This window comes from Klebsiella sp. CB_Kp196 (assembly GCF_040061575.1).
Classification (GTDB): domain Bacteria; phylum Pseudomonadota; class Gammaproteobacteria; order Enterobacterales; family Enterobacteriaceae; genus Klebsiella; species Klebsiella michiganensis.
Map to the genome: position 1 here is coordinate 49,471 of NZ_JBEAFH010000046.1, position 20,927 is coordinate 70,397.

Here is a 20,927-nt window from a genome sequence, read left to right on the forward strand (position 1 = left end):
GGACATGTCAAAAAATAATTCAGTTGCCTACCTATTACCGGAGCTTTGCGGGCTTTCTGCGGCAGCGGAAATCCTGGGAGATCGGTGGGTTTTGTTGATTTTAAGAGAGGCTTTCTACGGCGTGACGCGCTTTGAAACGATCCGCTCGCATACAAAAATGCCTAAGCAGACGCTGGCAAACCGGTTAAAGAAAATGACGGAACTGGGTTTACTGAGCAAAACGCCTTATCAGGAAGAAGGCGTGCGCGAACGTTATGAGTATATCCTTACGCCAAAAAGCCGCAGCCTGGCGCCGATCCTGTTTTCCCTGATGGCGTGGGGGCATAAAAATATCCTGCATGATGAACCGCATATTGCGCTGGTGGATAAAGAGAGCGGGGACGTCGTCCACAATGCATTTGTGACGACGAAAGGCACCGTTGTTGAACCTCGGAACATCCAGATAGTGGCTCTGAACCTTAACCAGCCGTAGCGCGGGCGACAAAAACCGCAACCCCGTTTTCTGCTTTCTGACGGCAAACGTTGTCTGCTTGAGCGGGGAGGCGTAATATGCGAAACATATATAAATTGTTACGGTACGTATAAATGGGCATTGTAAAAATTTCCGACCTGCTGCACGACGATATTCGTGACGCCAGCAAGGCGATGTCGCGTTCGGTCAACGCGCAGGCGGAGTACTGGATCCGTCTGGGTATGATGAGCGAGCTCTATCCCGAACTTAACCATCAGCAAATTAAGCTGCTGATGCTCAAGTCCGGCTCTGACCGGTTGCTGGAGGTGATCAATGCTATCAATTCCCATTAAGACCGCGGATGAGCTGGCCAGACAGCGCCGCGCAGGTGAGCTGTTGGCCTCGGTTTTCGACATGCTGGATACCTTTATTCAGCCCGGTATCTCCACCATGGCCATCAACAACCGGGTAGAGGATTTTATCGTCAACGATCTGCATTCGCGCCCGGCCAGCAAAGGGCAGTATGATTTCCCCTACGTGCTGAATACGTCGATCAACGAAGTGGTTTGTCACGGTATGCCAAAGGAGAGCGAGCATCTGAAATCCGGCATGATCGTGAATGTGGATATTACGCTGGAAAAAGAGGGGCTGATTGCCGATTCCAGCAAAATGTATCTGATTGGCGAGGTTTCACCGCTGGCCCGTCGGCTGGTGCAGAAAACCTACGAAGCGATGTGGAAAGGGATCAAGGTCGTCAGGCCGGGCGCGACGCTGGGCGATATCGGCCATGCGATCCAGACTTATGTCGAAGGTAATGGCTACAGCGTGGTCAGGGAGTACTGCGGCCACGGCGTCGGCAGAGAGATGCACGAAGATCCCCAGGTGCTGCATTACGGCATACCGGGAACCGGCGCCGTGCTCAAGGAGGGGATGGTGTTTACCATTGAACCAATGGTAAACCAGGGCGATAGCCGGATTAAAACCAAAAAAGATGGCTGGACGGTGGTCACCCGCGATAAAAAACTGTCCGCGCAGTGGGAGCACACCGTCGCTGTCACCGCGGATGGATTCGAGGTCCAGACCCTGCGTAAAGATGAAGCGATCCCGGAGTAGCCCAAACAACAGGTTTCACGCCCGGGCAGTGAAACCTGTCAGACAGCGACTACGCGGGCATCTCTTTGCGCCCCACATAACGCTCTTTCCATAATGCGCCCGCCACCCCGATATCGAGGAACGGCGAAGGCGGCATAACGTTCGCCTGGCCGAGCGACTGCATCGCGGCGATCAGCGGGTTGTCCTGGCCCATCGCCAGATCGGCAAGCAGCGTCCCGGCGATAGTCTGTTTAGATACGCCGGCGCCGTTACAGCCCCCGGCGGTCCAGATCTGCGGCGCAAGACGCCCCCAGACCGGCGCGCCGTTGCGGGTGACGCTGATGGTCCCGGACCAGGTTCGCTCCAGCGGCACATCCTGCAGCTGCGGATAGGCCGTATGGAACAGCGCCAGATGCTGGCGCGCGGCGCTGGCGGTCTGTCCGGCGGTAATCACTCCCCGCAATGCCGGATCGACATGCTGGCGGACCAGAAAACGATGATCGTGGGTATAGCGTAGCGTGGCGCCGGCGATCGCGTTGACCGGCGTTAATCCCCAGCTTTCCATTGCCGGCAGACGCTGGCGCTGTTCAGGGGTGAGCGGGGCGGTAATGCTGGCGTAGGTCGCCATTGACGCCTGGCGGCTCACGGTGGGCGAGAGTTCGCGGGAGAGCGCGTTGGTCGCCAGCATCGCCTGGTCGGCGCGGATCGTGCCCTGCAGCGTCGTCACCCTGACGCCGCCGTTTTCCTGGCGCATAGCCAGCGCCGGGGTTTGATGGTAAACCGTGACGTTTTCCGGCAGATGACGCGCGAGGCCCGCAATCAGTTTCGCCGGGTTCACCAGAATACAGCCGGGGGTGTAAATACCTTTGCTGTAGAGGCGGGTTCCCAGCTTCTGGTACAGCGCTTCGCCGTCCAGCAGGCTGTAAGGCTCCTGCATCAGCTGCAGGTTATCCACATACTCCTGCATAATGGCTTCGCTGGACGGATCTATCTGGCAGTGGTATTTCCCGACGTTTTCCCATTCGCAGGCAATCTGGTGCTCGGTCACCGTTTCATCGAGCAGGCGGATCCCCTCCTGGAGCAGGGCGCGGTAATCCTGCGCTTTTTTCAGCTCGGCGGTAGAGCTGCCGATATTGTGCGGCAGGCCGATGATAAAGCCGGAATTTCGCGCCGAGGAGCTGGTCGCGGCGCATTCGGCGTCGATGAGCACGATGTTCAGCTGCGGATTGAGGCTGGCCAGCCTGCGGGCAAAGCTTACGCCGGCATAGCCGGAGCCGATAATCACCCAGTCAGCTTTAATGTCGCCGCTCAGCGAGGGCTGTCGATAAAGATCTTCTTCATTAAGCGGCCATCCCACCTGATTTTGATTGAAAGGCACTGATGCAAATTTCACGGTTAATCTCCCTGTGGAAAAAACACCTGCAGGGCAGGTGTGAATGGGGTTGCCGCTCTCCGCGTTTTTGGTCTGGAGTGTGAGTCGGCAAGCGCCAGGGCAGCGTCTGAAAAATCACCACGCTGAATGATAATCACCTGGACAACAATTCAGCAGAATAACAAGGAACAGGCAAAATAACACCTCTTGCTGTAGGGGTATGCGGTTTTCTCTGGCCTGCGATATCACCCTGACGATTCACTACGGCAGCGAGTCGGCTACCTGGTTATTCCTTTCCTCTAACCCTGCAAGATACCGCATAAGATATTGCTGTGGATCATGATCGCATGACCAACATCTCTATAAGGTTATTTCTTCCGCAGAGGGAATTTTGACCAACTGGTAAAATATAGCCTCTCCGCGCTCCTCTCTATAAAGAAATCCTGCCCTTTCATAGGATTTTTCAGCTTTTAAACTTCGCTTCCTACAATATGTATTAGGAATTTTCTTACGGATGAGTCCTAATATTCCACAAGCGCATCGATCTTTTGCAATTGTATGAAATACATGGTTTTTTTAATTGCGTGATGCTGTCGATGAAATTTTTTTAAGTTGTGAATATATTTTTTTAAATTATTGGTAATATTTTTACATACATTGTCGTATTAAGCTGCTTTTGCGAGATTTTATCCTGCAAATTATTTTTTAATGAAATTATTAGCTCGTAATTACCCATTTGGTAGATGCATATGTTCAATTGTAAGATTTTTCAAGTTAGTATGATTTCGCTGTCAGGAATACACATAACTCAAGAGGATATAGCGGTATTTTGTCAGCATAAATATGCGTTATTATCTTCTGATGTTATTTCCAGGATGGTTATCCAGTAACTTTTAATATAACGGAATGTATTATGAAAATTAGCAAAATTGCATCTGCTGTTGTTCTCACTATGGGTGTCGCCTCTTTCGCAGCTCAGGCCGATCAGGGAAGCGGCAAGGTGACTTTCTGGGGTTCCATTATTGATGCACCATGCTCAATCAAAAATGGTTACGGCGATCAGCGTATTGAACTGGGTCAGATTTCCAATACTCATTTAGATAACGGCGGTATTTCCACTCCTCGTCCGTTCGACATCGAGCTGGAAAACTGCTCCTTCGAGAAGGATTCAAACGGCGACCCGATGTATAACACCGTTAAAGTGACCTTTGCTGGCGGTAATGTCCCAGGAGATATGACCATGTTGGCTATTTCCGGTCAGGCCGCTGGCGCCGGCGTGCGTATTGAAGATGGTTCTGGTCAACCCGTGACTTTATTGGTACCTACTAGCGGTCGCGGCCTGGGCATTGGCGACAATACCCTAAACTTCAGCGCTTACCTCGAAAAAATCTCTACCGTAACCAACGTCACTCCGGGTGATTTTGAAGCAGTGACCAACTTTACCCTGGCTTATGAATAAGGTGAGTCCTGTTCTCATGTAGCTTTATTCGGGCTGCATTTGCAGCCCGATATTCAGGAGCACAGTCATGGTAAATATATCGCGTTCTCTGATGTTGAGTTTGTTATTAGGCATATCACCGCTGTCTCAGGCATCCGACCAGGGGCGGGGCCTGGTTACAATGAATGGTCAAATTCAGGAGTCGGCCTGTTCTATTCATACCGACGATATCTGGCAGGAGATTCCATTCGGCGTGATCTCGTATAGCGATCTTAATCAGGAAGGCAAAGCGGTCATCAAACCTTTTGCGGTTCGGCTGGTGAATTGCTCACTGGAACGGATTCGCGGCGGTTTATGGCAAAGCGTAAATATTACCTTTAGTGGCGAAACGGAGATATTCCGCCCGGATATTTTTAAAGTCAATGGCGAGGCGCAGGGGCTTGGACTGCGTATCCACAATCAGGCTGGCGATGTGGCGCGTGATGGAATACCGATGCCTGCCGTCATGATCCAAAATGAAAATAATGAATTACGTTATTTATTATCGTTAGTGCGCGGTGGAAAAACGTTGTCAGAAGGCGACTGGTACGGAATTATTCGTTTCATGGTGACCTATCAGTAGCGGGAAATATGAATGATAAAAACAGATGAGCCTCTCATCTAAATTATTTCCGGGATTGACGCTTCCCGCCGGTGAATTCTACCAGGCAATAAACGGATTTTAAAAAATGAAAAAAAGCAGACCGCCAGCTTTTTACCTGCGACGTCTGGGTATTTACATTGCTATTGCCATTTTGGGTTCTACATCACCGGTAGTGGCGGTAGAATTTAATATTGATATTCTGGACTCGGAAGACCGGGAAAATATCGACTTATCGCGCTTTTCCCGGGCCGGCTATATTATGCCCGGAACCTATACGCTCAGCATGCGTTTAAATGAGCACGGTATTTCTGACCAGGAAATTTCTTTTATTGAAAGAACCCGTGACGATGGGGTGGTTGTAGAAACCTGTCTGACGTCTGCGCAGGTCGAACTTCTCGGTCTGCGGGATGACGCGCTCAACATGATTCAATGGCTCGACGAGGGGCGTTGCGCTGATTTTTCCGCTCTTGAAGGCGTCGTCCTGCGCGGCGATCTGTCAGAATCTTCCCTGCAAATTGCGGTCCCCCAGGCCTGGCTGGAATATCAGGATGCTTCGTGGCTGCCTGTTTCCCGCTGGGAAGATGGCATCCCCGGGATGTTGGTTGACTATAACCTGAATACCAACGTCACCTGGCCTCGTCAGGGCAATCAGAGCCAGAGTGCCAGTATCAGCGGTACAACAGGTGTTAACCTGGGTGCCTGGCGCCTGAGGGGGGATTATCAGGGGAGCTATTACAATACGACCGGACGCGCGGATAAAAATTCACGTAATTTTGACTGGAGTCGTTTCTACGCCTATCGCGCGTTACCTGGAATGATGTCGAAACTCACCGTTGGTGAGGATTATCTCTCTTCCGATCTCTTTGACTCCTGGCGCTATACCGGTTTGTCGCTGGCGAGCGATGAAAGCCAGCTGCCGCCTAAACTTCGAGGCTACGCGCCTGAAGTTTCCGGCATTGCCCGTACCAACGCCAAAGTGACGGTCAGCCAACAGGGTCGAGTCATCTATGAAACGACGGTTGCCGCTGGCCCGTTTCGTATTCAGGAACTCAACAGCGCCCTGACCGGACGTCTGGATGTTCGCGTTGAAGAGCAGGATGGCTCCGTGCAGACATTCTCGGTTGAAACGGCTCAGGTTCCTTATCTGACGCGCCCCGGCCAGCTGCGTTATAAAATGACCACCGGTCGTCCGCGCGATTATAACCACAGCACTCAGGGACCATACTTCGCCACAGGTGAGCTCTCGTGGGGGCTTACCAACGCGTGGTCGCTGTACGGAGGTGGCATTTTTTCCCAGGACTACAACAGCCTGGCGGTGGGGGCGGGTCGTGATATGAACGCCTTCGGGACACTTTCTGCTGACGTGACTCATGCCAGCGCGCGTTTCCCGGGTGATAAAAACAGGCAAGGGCGATCCTGGCGCCTGAGCTACTCCAAACGTTTTGATGAAATCAACAGTGAAGTGACGTTTGCCGGCTACCGTTTTTCTGAGCGCAACTATCTCACTATGGGTGAATATCTGGATATGCGCTATCGGGAAGGCTACGTCGGGAATAGCAAAGAGCTTTATACCCTCCAGGCGACCAAAAATTTCGCAGACCTGCGCCTGTCGACGCACATCAACTGGTCGCATCAGACTTACTGGAACCGCCCGGCAACCGATCGCTACAGCGTGTCGCTGAATAAATATTTTGACCTCGGTGACTGGCGGCATCTGTCGTTGTCCCTCAACGCCGCCCGCAGTGAATTTAACGGGCGTAAGGACGACAGCGCCTATATCTCACTGACGATGCCGTTTGGATCGGGAACCGTTGGCTATAACGGCAGCATGAGCCGCGACCGCTATACACAAAATGCCAGCTGGAGCCAAAGGCTGGATAACAACGACTATTACAGCATCAACGCCGGCAACAGCGTCGGCGGTGGGGAAGGAACTCGCAGCCAGATGAGCGGGTACTACTCGCACCTGGGCAATATGGCGGATGTCACCACCAACTTTAACTGGGCGCAAAGCCAGTACTCCTCGTTTGGTATTTCCGCCAGCGGCGGTATGACCGCGACCGCTGAAGGTGTGGCGCTGCACCCTGGTGGGGTACAGGGTGGGACTCGTCTGATGGTCAGTACTGATGGGGTAAGCGGTGTTCCGGTGGGCTTTCAGGGCCATACCAATGCTTTTGGCATCGCGGTAATCCCTGGGGTGCCAAATTACTATCGAACCCGCGCTGAGATTGACGTTAATCGTCTGCCAGACGATGTCGAGTCTGGCGGAACGCCGGTTGTTGAACTCGCCCTGACTGAAGGGGCCATCGGGTTCCGTCGTTTTGATGTGCTGAAAGGCTCTAAGGTCGTGGCCATCCTCAGCCAGGAAGATGGGCGCCATCCGCCATTCGGCGCCACGGTACATAACGCAAAAGATCGCGAACTGGGGATGGTCAGCGACAGCGGACTGGCCTGGTTGACCGGCGTAAATCCGGATGAACGCTTAACCGTGCACTGGAGTGGTTCCGCTCAGTGTGAAGTCGTACTGCCACGGGTTATCCCTGCACAGCAGCTATTGCTGCCGTGCAAGCCGGTCACTCGCGGCTGAGAAAGTGAATGGTGATGTAATGAAAAGCAAAAAGATAGCGATGACGATAGTGCTGGCAAGCCTGGCGGCAGGTCTGGTTAACGAAGCCGGGGCAGCGATTGCGCTGGACAGAACGCGGGCGATTTTCCCCGGTTCGGAAAAGAGCATTTCCCTGAGTATTACTAACGACAGTACGTCAATGCCGTACCTGGCGCAGGGATGGATTGAGGATGAACACGGGAAAAAAATCAGCGGTCCTCTGGTGGTTGTTCCGCCGCTGCAGCGTCTTGAAGCGAAAGGGAAGAGCATGATGCGTATCAACGCCATGCCGGATGCCGCGATGTTACCTCAGGACAGAGAGAGCATTTTTTATTTCAACGTGCGCGAGGTGCCGCCAAAAAGCGAGCGACCCAACGTGATGCAGCTGGCGTTACACACCAAAATAAAATTGTTCTATCGCCCCAAAGCCATTCTGCCGGAGAAGTATAGCCGCTGGGATAACCAACTGGTGCTGCATAAAGTGAACGGCGGTTATCGGGTAGAAAACCCGACGCCCTATTACATGACGGTGATCGGGATTACCGCTGCGCCGAAAGTGGCGGTGGCCAGCGGATTTCAAACGGTGATGGTACCGCCGAAGTCCACCTCGATGGTCAATAGCGCGCACTATACCGTGCCGCATGTCACCACGATTAACGACTTCGGCGGTAAGCCAACCCTGCGGTTTAGCTGCAGCGGTAACATCTGCCGGGCTGCGGATACCCCGGCAAGCTGATGGACGCCGAAGCTGAACACAGGAGAAGCCTGATGAAACAAGGATTTGGTCATACCACCCTCATGTTGTGGCTTTTGATGGCTGGAGTCGTTTCCGCGGCGAGCGCCGCTAACTGGGATACCGATGGCCTGAATGGCGGCATTCGCGCAAGCGGAACGCTTGTTGCGTCACCGTGCGCGCTGCTGCCTGAGTCGGCAGAACAAGAGATCGATTTGGGCAGCACCGTTGCCTGGGGACTGGAACGGCCGGGTAGCGTTACGCCATCAGTACTGGTGTACATCAAATTAGATCGTTGCCCGGGAGAATACTCGTTTATGCGCGATCGCCAAATGATGCGCGGCGCCACGATGTTAAACGGACAGTCTGCGGTAAGACTGACTATCTATGGGGAAGCAGAACCGATGGATGACCGCTTTTTCCGGGTGCATGGTGGCGTAGAAGGGGTCGCGTTGCGCCTTAGCGACCGACAGGGAGAACTCTTACGACCCGCGATCCAGAGTCGACCGCAGATTCTCTATCCGGGATGCAACGATTTGGTGGTGCAGGCACAGCTATGGCGTCTTCCCGCGCCGCTGATGGCTAATGAATGGCGCAGCGTGGTGAATATCGGCCTGGAGTACGAATAATGAAAAAAAATATCGTGTGCGTACTCAGCCTGGCAAGCTTTCCTCTGCTGCTTTTGCTGGCTGGTGTGTCGGTCACTCATGCCGATACTGACGTTCATTTCTCCGGGAATCTGATTGCCGACCCTTGTGAATTACACGTGGATTCGGAAGATCAGATTGTCGATTTTCGTAACGTGCCTTCTAAGACATTTATGAAATATCCCCGCAGCGAACGCGAGCGTTTTTCAATCTGGTTGACGGAGTGCGATCTCTCGCTGGGCGACACGGTGACCGTAACCTTTATGGGAACTGAGGATAGCGCTCAGCCAGGGCTATTCGCCGTCAGCGGAACGGCGAGTGGTATTGCCATTGCGCTGGAAGATGAGAACGGTACGCCGGTAAAACCCAATGTCCCTATGCGGCCGGCAGCATTGAAGGCGGGAGATACTTTTTTAAATTTTCAGGCCTTTATTTCCGCACCAGTACATCATCTGGTCAGAGAAGGAGATTTTGAATGCGTCACTACTTTTCTTCTGGAATATGATTAAAACCCGGGCTGATGAGTTATTACTGCTTTACGCAAAATGTCAGTTGGTTAACTTTTCTGGGCTGCTATTTATTCATGTATCAAATAACTATTTGAATGTTCTTTATAAGAATCTGCTTGCTTCCTGTTGCTTTATTTTCAGGAAAGAAGGCATTAATAAGTCATATACTGGAGTGCATTAAATAATGTTTAAATCAGGATGTATAGCAGCGATCATCGCAGGTACATTTTTAACGGGTTGCGTCGCAAAAAACATTCCGTCACAGGTTACCTCTTCCATGGAATCCGTGGATCCCCCCACGACTTCAGACGGGGAGTTGGATATGGTGCAGTGCGAAAAAGAACTCAGGGCGCTGGAGTCGATTAACCCTATTAAACATGTCGAGCTCAAGTCTCGCTTTGAGCGAGTGATGCTCGGCGCTTCCGGCTATACCAACGTACGCAGTTCCGTTAATCCTGAAACGCGTAATGCCATTGACGCTTTGTATAAGTTTCAGGCGGTAAAATTATGCTCGGAGGTCCGCGCCGAAATGCTCAATAGTCTCGCCGTGAAGCCAACGGGTGAGAATATTTAATGGATCGTAGAGCAGGGAACGTTTTGGTCCTGATGATGGGTATCGTATTGATTTCATCTTCACGGGCGGATGTGTTGAACTATGCTCGTGAATGGACGTCACGCAATGATGAAAATAAAGCCATTACATCCCCGTCTCAGCCACAAGCGGAGGAAGACAAATCTTCTGCGCCGCGTCAAAAATCTGCTGTACAGCGATCGCTGCCCGGTGAGAAATCTAAAGCTCCGCCTCCGGCGGCAACAAGAAAAAAAAGAGTACCACCGGCTGTTGCCGCCGATAAGCGAATGACATCACCTGCGATTACGCCTTCTAAACCGACGGATAAGCAGGCGCCAACGGTAGCGGAAGACCGGGACAAGTTAGTGGCTGGGGCCAGTAAGAATCCCTCTTTACCCGATCCCCAGATTTTGGGGCGCTGGTTTAAGGCGTTAAGGCAACATGCGTCACTGAGTCCCGCAGAGATTGATTTACGCGAAAATTTCCAGCTATCGCGCAATGAGGTAGAGAGATTGAAGGCTCAACTCGCTTTGCGACACCGTGAAGTACAGCAGCAGTTCGTTGCCCTCCAGGCGGCTTCTGAACAGCTCGCCGCGGCAATGGAGAACAATGGCAAGCAACAACAGGAACTCCAGGCGCTCACCGTGCGTGCCAATCAGCTGGAAGAGAAAAATGCGCAGTGGCAAGTAGTAACCAGAAAATTGCAATCGAGCCTTAAGCAAGCACAGCATCCCGCACTGCCGGCAACCGACGATGAACTGGCCGATTTTGCCGCCGGGATGGCGATGGGGTTTGACATTTTGGGCGTACTCGAACAGCGGAATGAACAAGATGTTCATGTTGATAAGGCGGCCTTTCTGGCCGGTATTAGCGAAACGATACGCGGCGAACGCCGGCTATCTCAGGAGGAATTTGAGCGCCATCTTAACCGCGCCAATCAGCGAGTCGAGGATGCGATGCACAAGATCAAGCAGCAAAAGGAAGCGCGGGATAACGCATGGCTGGAGAAATTTCGCCAGGAGGAGGGCATACAAACTGCGGGTGAGCAGGCCTGGTATAAAGTCATCCATGCGGGAGAGCCGCTGTTCGAGGATGAGCACTCTGAAGCGGCGCTAACCATTTCGGTCAATCGCCGTCTGTCAGATGGTACCGTGATTGCGGACACCGATCTGACGGGCCTGGTATTACAGGAAAAATTGTCCGATCTTCCTGGATGGCTTCAGATTGTGGTGAAGGATATTCGTCTTCATGGTGAAGCAGAGTTAGCCGTTAAGGTTGATGAGTATGGCGATCCTCGAAAACACGGGAATTATATTGAACATTGGCGCATTCGGGTAATTGAATCGCATGCAATGTAAATAATTTCAGGCAAAATTTACGTTACTTTTAAAATATAGCTCGCATGGCCGAGAGAGTGAGTGGGGCATCAATTGTATAATTATTTTAGTGTTTATTTATGTAGAGATATTAATTGTTCGGGAAAGAGGAGAAAATATGATGGATGACACCAGAGGTACCTATTTGCCGGTTTATGTGGCAACTGAGAATAATTGTTTTTCTCAGGGGGTGGTCTTTCTCCTTGAGGAGTTATTTGAGGATGAGTTTAGCGGCAATATTACCGTATCCTTAGTCAAAAAATCGCAGGAAGCCGATCTCATTGTGCAAGTGCAATCTCCTGGGGAAAAAGCCTTTGACTGGGTCGATTGTCAACGATTTCGCGCCCACAATGACTATAAATTTAAGCTCCTCAAGAAAAAGTGGTTAAGCGTTTATCCACGTAGTGAACACTATGATAAAAACTTTCATTGCCCGGTTGTTAGTTCAGTTCTCGCGATGAGGAACTCAGTGGCGACCATCCGGCGAAAGCTGTTCATGCTGTTTTTCGCCGATCTCATGTGCGGGCCTCCGGACTTACGTAAACCAAATTGTAATAAATGTCCTGGCCCCTACCAGTTGACATGGCGTGAACAGCTAATGCTAGGCTATTTGAGCCAGGGCTTAGGCCACGATGAAATTTCTCGCAAAATGGGCTGTAGTATTAAGGCGCTCAGTGGCTATCGACGCTCGATTATGCGGAAAGTCAATATCACCAGATACAGTGATTTCGTTTCGTGGCTGGGTACCAAATCGGTTTCTGATAAATATGCTGAGGTTGTTAATAATCACGAACGTGATGCGGATGAAGATCAGCTAATATGGAAAACCACGTTGTCCGGTGATATGGAGAGACAGCTCGATGATAAAGAGCGAGCTTTACAAAGTATAAAACGCTTGACCAAAAAACGGTTACGAAAAAGCGAACTGGATGATGAGGTATGGCTGACAACGCGAGAAATAGCCAATGAGATGGATATCAGTATCTACAGCATGCGTTATTTATTATGCCAGATGGAATCAAACGGTAAAGTGATCAGTATCAAAACCGGAAAAGGGAGAAGTCATACTCTCCGCTGGAAGCTGGCAAGTTAATTCTTGTCCAGGACAACTGTCTCGGCTAATAAGCAGGGACGAAAATGAATATTAATAATGGGTGGGGTGCAAATTTAGGAATGTTCATCATGCCATTTCTGAAAATGGATCTCCCCCTTAAAAACGCATATGTACAGATAGACATAAAATGTAAATTATCTGCTAGATGAAATAACTCTGGTCCTGTAAGTGATACGACAGGTGAAAGTATGAAACTTAAATTAACGTCTTTTCTGGGTATTCTACTGTTTACCGGAAGCCAGCATTCAGCTCAGGCTGCATTATCTGTGGAACGCTCCCGGGTTATTTTCAATGAAGGGGAGAAATCTGTCGGATTGAGCGTGAAAAATAATAATACGCAGGATCCCTATCTCGCCCAGGGGTGGATGGAAAACGAGAAAGAAGAAAAAATAAACGGCCCTCTGATGGTTTTACCGCCCGTACAGCGTATTGAGCCCGACGGTAGAACGATGATCAGGGTACAGCAGGTTGCGGATGCCTCTTCACTGCCCAACGACAGAGAAAGCGTATTCTGGCTTAACTTACGCGAGATCCCGCCAAAATCCGACAAACCTAACGTTCTGATGCTGGCTATGCAGACGCGAATGAAAGTGTTCTGGCGACCAAAGGGGATTAAGGTTGATCCCCTGCTTGATGCGGTGCCCGGCGTAGAAACGCTGACCCTCGCTCGTAAGGGGGACCGCTATGAGGTTAATAATCCGACACCGTACCATTTTTCATTTGTTGAAGCGCGTGACAGCCTGAACGGAAAAGCGCTGGACGATTTCGAGCCCGTGATGGTTTCTCCAAAAGATAAAGCGGCGCTGACGCTACCCACCTTGCGGTTGGGAAATAATCCGACGCTGATGTTTATTAATGATTATGGCAGCGCGCGATTATTACCGTTTACCTGCACCGGGACGCTGTGCCGGGCGGGAAAAGTGGCACTACCAAAGGAAGGCTGATATGACGCGCCAACACTCAATAACATCCCGAGCGTATCTGATGATGGCTGGAGCCTTACTGTTTTTTTCCGGCGGACAGGCGAAGGCCGCTGAAGGAGATACCACCACTATCACCGTCAACGGCACCCTGATCGATGGGCCGCAGTGCGTTATTGACGGTAACAACACCGTAGACGTGAAGTTTGGTGATGATCTGATTACTCGTCTGGTAGACGGAGTGAATTATAAGAAAGAGATTCAATATGGCCTCACCTGTACTGGCCTGAACAGTAATGCCCTCAAACTGACGATTCGAGGGTCTCTGGCGAGTTTTGGCAGCGGTCTTTTGTTGACCAGTAAAGGGGGCCTGGGCATACGGCTGTACAGCGGAAGTGCCGGCACCACGCTCATGACTCCCGGCAATTATGTCAACTTCAATGGCACAGCCAATAAACCCAGGCTGTGGGCCGTACCCGTGGCTCAGAATAACGCCACGCTTACCGCAGGTCCGTTTTTCGGCACAGGCACCATGGTCATTGACTACCAGTGACGCGAGAGGAGAGAGACATAGTGACCCCCATAAATCTGCGTGGCCTGGTGCTTCCCCTTACGTTGTGCTTTGGCACCAGCGCGCTGGCCGACGCAACGGTTAACTTTAGCGGCACCTTAATAGAAGCGCCTCCGTGCGTGGTACATAACAATAACGTTATCACCGTCAACTTTGGCAGCGAGGTGATGACCACCCGTATCGACGGGACGCAATACCGGAAGCTGATTGATTTCGATTTAGATTGCTCCATGGCGGTATCGTCAAAACAGAAAGTGCGCATAACGGGGACAGCGGCAAGCTTTGACAGCACGGCGCTGGCGGGAGGTCAAAGCGGGCTGGGCATCGCCCTGTACAATGGTGATACCCGCCTTAACGTTGGCACCTGGCTAAATTTCACCGACCCCAATATCCCCAAGCTTTACGCCGCCCCCATCAAACAAAGCGGAGTGACTCTGAGCGGTGGGCCGTTCAGGGTCATGGCTTCGCTTGTCGTGGAGTATCAGTAAATGGCGCAGGGAAACAACATGATGAAATTGAGCGGATATGCCCCCTTGCTGTTGGTCGGCCTGATGATGACGTCATCTCTTCAGGCGGCAGACCCGGAAAACCTCGAGTTTATCGGCACTCTGGTGACGCCACCGGCTTGCTCAATAAGCGAAGGCGGCCCTGTGTATGTGGATTTCGGTGATGTCCGAATAAAAAAAATCGTGGAGGGAAAATACCGTGAAACCGTTCCACTAACCCTGAAATGTGAAGACAGCACCCTTGCATGGCAGCTGCGGCTTAGCGTACGCGGTAACGCGGCCGGGTTTGATGCCGACAATGCCACCGTGGTGACCCCTGAGCAGGCCAATCTTGGCGTGAAAATCTACCAGAACGGCCAGCCGTTTAAGCTGGGCGAGGCCATCAACATCAATAGCGTGACGCTGCCGAGTATTGAAGCTCTCCTTGTTCAGCGCAACGGGGTGGAGTTGGTGGAAGGATTATTTAGCGCCACCGCAACCCTGCGGGCCGAATACCAGTAACGCTATTTTATGCACAGGAGAGTGCAGGTGAAGAAAAAGCTATTTCAGGCAGCCTTAGCGGCAGCCATGATCGTGCCGGTTTCTGTACCCGTGTACGGTGAAAACTATCGGTGGAAAACGGTCACCGCAGTAAGGTTGGTACCTTTCGGTACGGGTACTGAGTGGATTATCACCACAGGTGATATTACCGTGAGTTCAGGTAGCGTCAGCCTGGATACACCAGCGAACTTAGGCAGTAATGGCGGGCTTTTGGTTGCAAATGCGCTGACTGCGAATGGCGACTTTTGGGGGACATCGGATGTTGCCACGAGTTATCCTCCGCCCGGCGTCCCGTATAAGGGAACCTGGCGAGAAGTGCTTAACGCGAGCGTCGATAGCGTCAGAAATCAAATTTCCATCCGAAATTATAGTGTAGTGGGAGGCTCTTCCACCGTCTGCTTTGGATACACGCTTCGTGAAGCTAATGGTAACTTCAATTTTTCCGACCTTGTTTATCCGCCGGGAGCCGGTAGCGGTATAAACTGCATGACGGCGCCACCGCTAAACGAGTGGTGCGCCATGTCTGTGCCTCAGGTAACGCTAAGTTTCGGTACGCTAATGCTTGACCAGGCGGCGGGCAAAACGGCTGATAGTACGGTGGGCGTTTCCTGCACGTCTTCCTCGGTGAGCTATGTGTTAAAGCTACAAACAGGCAATACCTATATCCCGCTCAGCAACGGCATGCGTGCCAATCTGGGACTTGGGGCAGCTAACTCAGCGCCGGGTAATACCACCTATTCCGGATCTCAGTCCTCGCTACGGTTAAGAGGAACGCTGGCTGGGACGCCAACCTCAACCGGCGCCTTCAACGGAACCGGCGTGATGATGGTGGTTTATAACTAATCATGGCCGCCTCGATACCGGTACGCTAAGGAGCACAACCCTGTACGTACCGAAGCGGTCTACACCCGCTCAATCCTTGCCGGCAGCCCCTGACGCACCGCCGCGCCGGAGACCCAGTCCAGCCAGGTATTGCTGACCTCGCGGGTTGGGTCGGCAAATCCCAAATCGTTAAGGTTAATGCCGGCTTTAATCTGCGCAGCGAACGGCATGGGCTCACCGTCGAGGGTGTGCCGCGCCGCGCCCATTTCGCGATGCCCGTAGCCGTGTTCAATCGCGATGACGCCGGGCATTACGCCACTTAACAGGCTAATGACGGCTTCAACCTCGCCGCCGGGCGTGGAAATTCGTACGCGGTCGCCGTGCGCCAGGCCGTAGCGCTGGCCGTCCAGCGGATTCAGCGCCACCAGATTGGTCGGCTTAAGATGATGCAGGCGCGGGATCACCGTCGAGGCGCTGGCCATGGTATTGGATTTAAACGAGATCAGCTTCAGCGGCCACTGCTGTCGCGGGAAAAGCGCTTCGATAGCGCGTCCGTCGGACAATCTGGCCGGATACCATGCCGGGCAGCCGCTGTAGCGCTCGCCGGTGATGGCGTGGCGGTGGGCGGCAACCTCCGCGTTCCAGATCTGCAGCGGTTTTTCCCACAATTGACCGACGCGATTCTCCGCTCGACCGCTTGTGTCCGGCGCGAAGCGCCCGCCGCGGGAGTAGACAAAGGCTACCCGGCTCACTTCGTCCGCTTTCAGGGTCTGGTTGATAACCGGCAGAATACGCTGCACCCCGGTCAGCGTCAGATCCTCGCTAATGGCTTCGGCAACCGGCGCGTTACCCATAAATGCAATGTTCGCGGCCATGCGCAGGTAATAGTCCTCAGCCCGGTGGAGTGGATAGCGGTTACCCTGAGCATCGGTAATGGCGTTTTCGCCAAATCCTGGCAGATTAAGACGCTTCGCCACCGCAATGCAAAATGCTTCCATTGACGCAGGCTCACCGTCAGCGGTTTTTGCGGTGGCGGCAGGGACGACCGGCCAGCGGGCGGTGGTGGCCTTACTGGCGACGCCGGCCCACGGCGCGCTGAATCCCCAGCTTTCGAAATTATGCGTATCCGGAACGATATAGTCGGCCAGGGCGGTGGTTTCATTCATAAATGCGTCAATGGCGATAAACAGCGGCAGCCGCTGCGGATCCTTTAGCTTTTCTTCCGCAACCGCGCGTAGCCCGGGCACGCCGTACAGCGGGTTGGTCATATTGGAAATCCACGCTTTCAGCGGATAGGGATAGCCTTCGAGCGCCGAGGTCAGCAGCTCGGTCAGCTGTCCTGCGACGAACGGATACCACGGGGCTCTGGCCGGGTAGGGGGAGACGCCCGCCGCCGCCTTGCTGCGATACTCTTCGGAGGATTCATACGCGGTTTTGCTGCGCGCGATGCTGAGCCCTTTCGGCTTCACTTTACCGGCAAAGCTCTCCAGGTTGTAACGCGGGCCGTCTGTCGCGCCGTTGAATTTGCCGCCGCCGACAAACACGCCGCCTTCCAGGCTGAGATTACCGATTAGCGCATTAAGCATCATGACCGCCCAGGCGCTGTAAAATCCGTTGCCGGCCATCATGCCGCCGTGGGTAATGACCGCGGCTTTACGGCCATGACGGGTAAAGGCATCCGCCAGCGCCGCGATCTTATCTTCCGCGACGCCGCACTGCTGGCTGTACTGTGTCAGGGTGAGCTTTTCAGCGGACTCTTTCAGCAGCTGGAAGCCGCTTTTGACCGTCACGCTGCGCCCGTCCGGCAGGGTTAGCTGGCGCGTTACAAAGAGCGCGCCGCGCGGGCAGCCGCTGGCGGCGACAACGTCACCGCTTTCGTTAACCACCACCGGTTCGCTGGCGCCCTCCGCATTCAGGTGAGCAAGGGTTAAATGCTGTCCGGCCAGCTCCGGCTGGTCATCGGTGATGACCAGGTGTGTCGCATTGGTCCAGCTCTTTTCAGCGGCCTGCCGCATCGCCTGCGCGCCCGGTAGCGCCAGGTAATCAGCGTTGTAGCGCCGGTTTTCGATAATCCAGCGAATCATCGCCATTGCCAGCGCCGAATCGCTCCCGGGGATCACCGGCAGCCAGTGCCCGCGATCGTCTGCCATCACCGTGGTGAGCGGCAGCGCCGGCGCGACCACCACATACTGAAAGCCATTGCGCAGGCGGGCGCTGGCGAGCTGCCTGGCCTGGCGTTTAAAGGGGTTGCCTGACTGGGCGGGCGACGTTCCCATAAACATGGCGAACTCAACGTTATCCCAGTCGGGCTTCACATGCGGGTTTTTATCCAGATCGCCCATTAAGGCGCCGGAGCCCGCGCGATAGGCCAGCCCGCAGTAGGAACCATGTGCGCCGAAGTTTTTACTGCCGAAGCTGTTCAGCGCAAAACGGCGTAAAAAGGTATCGCGCCCATCGTCGCTGGTGTTGGTGACCAGTCGCTGGTTGGTTTTTGGGCCGAATCCCGGATGCCGCGGGTCAACGGGGGCGATCGGATCGTGAATCGCGCGCAGACCATCAACGTGCCCCTCGCCAAACAGATCGCCGCCTTCAACCACCTCTTTCACCAGTTGTTCAAAGCTGATGCGCTGCCATTTCCCTTCGCCGCGTTTACCCGCGCGCTTCATCGGCTCAAGGAGCCGCAGCGGGCTATAGAGTCCCTCGAGCTGCGTGGCGCCGCGCGCGCAGGCGGTAGAGCGGGCATCAAGTCCGCTTTCACCCGCCAGCTGCGCCATGGCGGTTGAAAAAGGAATGGAAGAGTCGAGGTGGTGCTCATGAGAAAGCGGGTGATAAGGGTTGCCGGCAATGCGCAGTACCTCGCCTTTCTCGCTATCCACCCGCACCCGAACGCCGCACTGCGTCCAGCAGCCAAAACATTGGGTCATCGAGATAACCTGCCGAGAATTTTGTTGCCAGCCGGTATTTGCATTGGCTTCCGGGATCAGCGCATTAGCGAAAATACGATCGCGGGTCACTTTACCGGATGTACCGCTGAGCAGGCCGTCAAGGGCGCGCTTTGCCACCTCGCGATAGCTCAGGGCGAAAGACGCCAGACCGCCTGCGGCGAGGCCGACTTTGAGCCACTGACGACGGGTTAAATTAGCCATGTTGCCTTCTCCTTGCGAGTCCGTTTACGGTTTCACGGACAATAATGAGCAGCGCAATCCACAGGCCGAATGTGCCAAGGATAGCGAGCCAGCCGTCGGTACCGACCGGCAGGGTATAGGGATTAAACTGGGCATTAAATTTGGGGATGGTTTGCCCCTGAATCAGCAGCGTCCAGCGCATCAGCCAGCTCAGCGCCATGGCGCTGACGGTCAGCAGGGCGCGAACGGGCAGCGTCAGTGGATAACGCAGGGCAAGCGCGCAAAAGATCAATGAAATAAGCCAGCATGCCAGCCAGCCGATCGCGTAATGACGAGCTGAAGGCGAAATGACCAGCCACTGACGAATAGCCGAGCCGGAAAGGGTATCACCGCTGACCCAGATCGCCACGATGACGGCCAGCAGCATAAGCGCTGAGAGCTGCCATATCGCCAACTGCCTTTGGCATTGAAAATCATTGCGTACCGCGACAATCAGCAGGGCGAAAAAGGTTTGCAGCGCGCTAAAGAACATCGCCAGCACAAAGGCGTAGCTGAACCAGACCGGGCGGGCCTGAACCACGGAGACTTCGCGTCCGGTGTAAAGCAGCAGCCCCGTCGCGGTAAGCGCGCTGGCCAGCGCCAGCCATTTTGTGACACTGTCACTTTTATTGCGCAGCAGACCTAACTGCCGTACCGCAAACCACAGGCCCAGAAAGAGGGTGAATAGCGGCAGAAACAGCGCCCCCCAGGGCATCCACGACCAGGGCGTGGGATAGGCGTAAAAGTGCCAGAAGCGGGCGGTTTGATGCAGGTCCGCCGTCAGCGCCAGCGGCGCGGTAATCGCGCAGGTCAGAGCAATCAGCAGCGTCAGCCGTTCCAGCTTCGCATCGTGTCTTTTGCGCCAGTGAAGCAGGCAGCCAAACAGCGCCGCGCAGGCGGCAATGCCGATGAAAAAGAAATACTGCACCGCCCACGGCAGCCAGCTCACCTCCTGCGGACGGGCCAGCACTTCCTCAATGATCATGGTTTGGCTCATTCATACCTCCTGCCAGAGCGCGGGTTGGGCATGTCCCATCAGCGGGGTAACAAACGCCTCGTCCAGTCCGAGATAGAAAACGTGGGGGACGGTACCGTTTTCCGGCTTCAGCACCTTGATGGCGTCATGGTGCAGGGCGAGCGTCTGCGAGATACGGCTTTGACGGTCCTGGATATCGCCGACGATCCGCGCGCCGCCGACGCAGGACTCGACGCAGGCGGGGAGCAGCCCGGCTTCCAGGCGATGAACGCAGAAGGTGCACTTATCGGCGGTTTGTGTCTCATGGTTGATAAAACGCGCGTCATAGGGGCAGGCCTGGACGCAGTAGGCGCAGCCGACGCAGCGGGTGTTATCCACCACCACAATGCCATCCTGGCGCTGAAAGGTGGCCTGCACCGGGCAGACCGGCACGCAGGGCGGGTTATCACAATGGTTGCACAGCCGCGGTAGCAGGACGTTGGTGACCCGATCGCCCAACTGCACCTGATACTGATTGACGTGAGTACGAAACGCCCCCTGCGGCGTCTGATTTTCGATTGCGCAACTGACGGTGCAGGCCTGGCAGCCGATGCAGCGTCGCAGGTCAACCAGCATGGCATAGCGATGACCGGAGGCGCCTTCGCGGCGGGCCGGCGAAAAGGGAAATTTCGCCTCCGCCAGCGGCACCAGAGACGCGCCGGCGGTGAGAACGCCCAGCTGCGCCAGAAACTGTCGTTTACTGCTGTCCATATTTTTCCCTCGCGCAGCAATAACGAAACATTTGTCACGTCATTGTTTTGCATGTGATGAATAAACAATGTTGATGATTTACAGTGTAAAAATCGCGGCGGGGTCAGCTCTATTGTGGTTAACCACA

21 protein-coding genes are annotated in these 20,927 nt (G+C 53.8%); 17 read left to right on the forward strand and 4 right to left on the reverse strand.

Annotation, left to right across the window (positions count from 1 at the left end; translation table 11 throughout):
• Window positions 1-4: 4 nt before the first annotated feature.
• From ABLU87_RS14930 to map, 3 genes are all read left to right on the forward strand, one after another.
• Complete coding sequence (locus ABLU87_RS14930; protein ID WP_014229412.1) at window positions 5-472, forward strand: helix-turn-helix domain-containing protein; 468 nt, start codon at window positions 5-7, stop codon at window positions 470-472.
• A gap of 113 nt (window positions 473-585) precedes the next feature.
• The gene (locus ABLU87_RS14935; RefSeq protein ID WP_014838522.1) at window positions 586-804 is read left to right on the forward strand and encodes a ParD-like family protein; all 219 of its coding nucleotides are present in this window, start codon (window positions 586-588) and stop codon (window positions 802-804) included.
• A complete protein-coding gene (map, locus tag ABLU87_RS14940) occupies window positions 785-1,564 on the forward strand; it encodes a type I methionyl aminopeptidase (RefSeq protein WP_122116794.1) in 780 nt (259 codons plus the stop codon). The genes ABLU87_RS14935 and map overlap by 20 nt, the downstream gene beginning before the upstream one ends.
• A gap of 49 nt (window positions 1,565-1,613) precedes the next feature.
• On the opposite strand, the gene ABLU87_RS14945 is transcribed toward map, so the two are convergent.
• Complete coding sequence (locus ABLU87_RS14945; protein WP_049079766.1) at window positions 1,614-2,936, reverse strand: FAD-binding oxidoreductase; 1,323 nt, start codon at window positions 2,934-2,936, stop codon at window positions 1,614-1,616.
• 892 nt (window positions 2,937-3,828) lie between these two features.
• On the opposite strand from ABLU87_RS14945, the gene ABLU87_RS14950 reads away from it, so the two are divergent.
• The 14 genes from ABLU87_RS14950 to ABLU87_RS15015 all read left to right on the forward strand — a co-directional run bounded on the left by ABLU87_RS14950 (window position 3,829) and on the right by ABLU87_RS15015 (window position 15,931).
• On the forward strand, window positions 3,829-4,374 hold the full coding sequence (locus ABLU87_RS14950) for a fimbrial protein (protein WP_025106302.1): 546 nt from the start codon (window positions 3,829-3,831) through the stop codon (window positions 4,372-4,374).
• Between the two features lie 67 nt (window positions 4,375-4,441).
• Complete coding sequence (locus ABLU87_RS14955) at window positions 4,442-4,975, forward strand: fimbrial protein (protein ID WP_025106303.1); 534 nt, start codon at window positions 4,442-4,444, stop codon at window positions 4,973-4,975.
• A 106-nt stretch (window positions 4,976-5,081) separates the two neighbouring features.
• On the forward strand, window positions 5,082-7,583 hold the full coding sequence (locus tag ABLU87_RS14960) for a fimbria/pilus outer membrane usher protein (protein ID WP_122116795.1): 2,502 nt from the start codon (window positions 5,082-5,084) through the stop codon (window positions 7,581-7,583).
• 19 nt (window positions 7,584-7,602) lie between these two features.
• Complete coding sequence (locus ABLU87_RS14965) at window positions 7,603-8,337, forward strand: fimbria/pilus periplasmic chaperone (RefSeq protein WP_025106305.1); 735 nt, start codon at window positions 7,603-7,605, stop codon at window positions 8,335-8,337.
• 32 nt (window positions 8,338-8,369) lie between these two features.
• Window positions 8,370-8,963 (forward strand): type 1 fimbrial protein, encoded by a 594-nt coding sequence (locus ABLU87_RS14970; RefSeq protein ID WP_122116796.1) that lies wholly within the window; start codon window positions 8,370-8,372, stop codon window positions 8,961-8,963.
• Window positions 8,963-9,490, forward strand: coding sequence for a fimbrial protein (locus ABLU87_RS14975; RefSeq protein ID WP_047723937.1), 528 nt, complete (start codon window positions 8,963-8,965; stop codon window positions 9,488-9,490). Before ABLU87_RS14970 ends, ABLU87_RS14975 begins: the two co-directional genes overlap by 1 nt.
• A gap of 184 nt (window positions 9,491-9,674) precedes the next feature.
• Window positions 9,675-10,064 carry a hypothetical protein gene (locus ABLU87_RS14980; RefSeq protein WP_025106308.1) on the forward strand — a complete coding sequence of 130 codons (390 nt, stop codon included), beginning with the start codon at window positions 9,675-9,677 and terminating at the stop codon, window positions 10,062-10,064.
• Window positions 10,065-10,096: 32 nt separating this feature from the next.
• Window positions 10,097-11,419 carry an FKBP-type peptidyl-prolyl cis-trans isomerase N-terminal domain-containing protein gene (locus ABLU87_RS14985; protein WP_227633866.1) on the forward strand — a complete coding sequence of 441 codons (1,323 nt, stop codon included), beginning with the start codon at window positions 10,097-10,099 and terminating at the stop codon, window positions 11,417-11,419.
• 136 nt (window positions 11,420-11,555) lie between these two features.
• Window positions 11,556-12,530: a LuxR C-terminal-related transcriptional regulator gene (locus tag ABLU87_RS14990; protein WP_122116799.1), complete on the forward strand. Its 975-nt coding sequence runs from the start codon at window positions 11,556-11,558 to the stop codon at window positions 12,528-12,530.
• A 209-nt stretch (window positions 12,531-12,739) separates the two neighbouring features.
• The gene (locus ABLU87_RS14995) at window positions 12,740-13,495 is read left to right on the forward strand and encodes a fimbria/pilus periplasmic chaperone (protein WP_047723935.1); all 756 of its coding nucleotides are present in this window, start codon (window positions 12,740-12,742) and stop codon (window positions 13,493-13,495) included.
• A 1-nt stretch (window position 13,496) separates the two neighbouring features.
• Window positions 13,497-14,024: a fimbrial protein gene (locus ABLU87_RS15000; RefSeq protein WP_049083945.1), complete on the forward strand. Its 528-nt coding sequence runs from the start codon at window positions 13,497-13,499 to the stop codon at window positions 14,022-14,024.
• Window positions 14,025-14,044: 20 nt separating this feature from the next.
• Window positions 14,045-14,530 carry a fimbrial protein gene (locus ABLU87_RS15005; protein ID WP_122116800.1) on the forward strand — a complete coding sequence of 162 codons (486 nt, stop codon included), beginning with the start codon at window positions 14,045-14,047 and terminating at the stop codon, window positions 14,528-14,530.
• Window positions 14,531-14,548: 18 nt separating this feature from the next.
• On the forward strand, window positions 14,549-15,049 hold the full coding sequence (locus ABLU87_RS15010; RefSeq protein ID WP_025106314.1) for a fimbrial protein: 501 nt from the start codon (window positions 14,549-14,551) through the stop codon (window positions 15,047-15,049).
• Window positions 15,050-15,076: 27 nt separating this feature from the next.
• On the forward strand, window positions 15,077-15,931 hold the full coding sequence (locus ABLU87_RS15015) for a hypothetical protein (protein WP_048262843.1): 855 nt from the start codon (window positions 15,077-15,079) through the stop codon (window positions 15,929-15,931).
• A 59-nt stretch (window positions 15,932-15,990) separates the two neighbouring features.
• On the opposite strand, the gene ttrA is transcribed toward ABLU87_RS15015, so the two are convergent.
• The 3 genes from ttrA to ttrB are packed head-to-tail and all read right to left on the reverse strand — an operon-like array spanning window position 15,991 to window position 20,800.
• Window positions 15,991-19,056, reverse strand: a complete 3,066-nt coding sequence (ttrA, locus tag ABLU87_RS15020; protein WP_348865970.1) for a tetrathionate reductase subunit TtrA — start codon at window positions 19,054-19,056, stop codon at window positions 15,991-15,993.
• Window positions 19,049-20,071, reverse strand: a complete 1,023-nt coding sequence (gene ttrC / locus ABLU87_RS15025; protein WP_122116802.1) for a tetrathionate reductase subunit TtrC — start codon at window positions 20,069-20,071, stop codon at window positions 19,049-19,051. Before ttrC ends, ttrA begins: the two co-directional genes overlap by 8 nt.
• The gene (ttrB, locus tag ABLU87_RS15030; protein ID WP_025106318.1) at window positions 20,072-20,800 is read right to left on the reverse strand and encodes a tetrathionate reductase subunit TtrB; all 729 of its coding nucleotides are present in this window, start codon (window positions 20,798-20,800) and stop codon (window positions 20,072-20,074) included.
• Window positions 20,801-20,927 lie beyond the last annotated feature (127 nt).

Bases quoted from the DNA above. Each gene is read 5' to 3' on its own strand.
- ABLU87_RS14930 (WP_014229412.1), top strand. From the start codon at position 5: ATGTCAAAAAATAATTCAGTTGCCTACCTATTACCGGAGCTTTGCGGG.
- ABLU87_RS14935 (WP_014838522.1), top strand. From the start codon at position 586: ATGGGCATTGTAAAAATTTCCGACCTGCTGCACGACGATATTCGTGAC.
- map (WP_122116794.1), top strand. From the start codon at position 785: ATGCTATCAATTCCCATTAAGACCGCGGATGAGCTGGCCAGACAGCGC.
- ABLU87_RS14950 (WP_025106302.1), top strand. From the start codon at position 3,829: ATGAAAATTAGCAAAATTGCATCTGCTGTTGTTCTCACTATGGGTGTC.
- ABLU87_RS14955 (WP_025106303.1), top strand. From the start codon at position 4,442: ATGGTAAATATATCGCGTTCTCTGATGTTGAGTTTGTTATTAGGCATA.
- ABLU87_RS14960 (WP_122116795.1), top strand. From the start codon at position 5,082: ATGAAAAAAAGCAGACCGCCAGCTTTTTACCTGCGACGTCTGGGTATT.
- ABLU87_RS14965 (WP_025106305.1), top strand. From the start codon at position 7,603: ATGAAAAGCAAAAAGATAGCGATGACGATAGTGCTGGCAAGCCTGGCG.
- ABLU87_RS14970 (WP_122116796.1), top strand. From the start codon at position 8,370: ATGAAACAAGGATTTGGTCATACCACCCTCATGTTGTGGCTTTTGATG.
- ABLU87_RS14975 (WP_047723937.1), top strand. From the start codon at position 8,963: ATGAAAAAAAATATCGTGTGCGTACTCAGCCTGGCAAGCTTTCCTCTG.
- ABLU87_RS14980 (WP_025106308.1), top strand. From the start codon at position 9,675: ATGTTTAAATCAGGATGTATAGCAGCGATCATCGCAGGTACATTTTTA.
- ABLU87_RS14985 (WP_227633866.1), top strand. From the start codon at position 10,097: ATGATGGGTATCGTATTGATTTCATCTTCACGGGCGGATGTGTTGAAC.
- ABLU87_RS14990 (WP_122116799.1), top strand. From the start codon at position 11,556: ATGATGGATGACACCAGAGGTACCTATTTGCCGGTTTATGTGGCAACT.
- ABLU87_RS14995 (WP_047723935.1), top strand. From the start codon at position 12,740: ATGAAACTTAAATTAACGTCTTTTCTGGGTATTCTACTGTTTACCGGA.
- ABLU87_RS15000 (WP_049083945.1), top strand. From the start codon at position 13,497: ATGACGCGCCAACACTCAATAACATCCCGAGCGTATCTGATGATGGCT.
- ABLU87_RS15010 (WP_025106314.1), top strand. From the start codon at position 14,549: ATGATGAAATTGAGCGGATATGCCCCCTTGCTGTTGGTCGGCCTGATG.
- ttrA (WP_348865970.1), bottom strand. From the start codon at position 19,056: ATGGCTAATTTAACCCGTCGTCAGTGGCTCAAAGTCGGCCTCGCCGCA.
- ttrC (WP_122116802.1), bottom strand. From the start codon at position 20,071: ATGAGCCAAACCATGATCATTGAGGAAGTGCTGGCCCGTCCGCAGGAG.
- ttrB (WP_025106318.1), bottom strand. From the start codon at position 20,800: ATGGACAGCAGTAAACGACAGTTTCTGGCGCAGCTGGGCGTTCTCACC.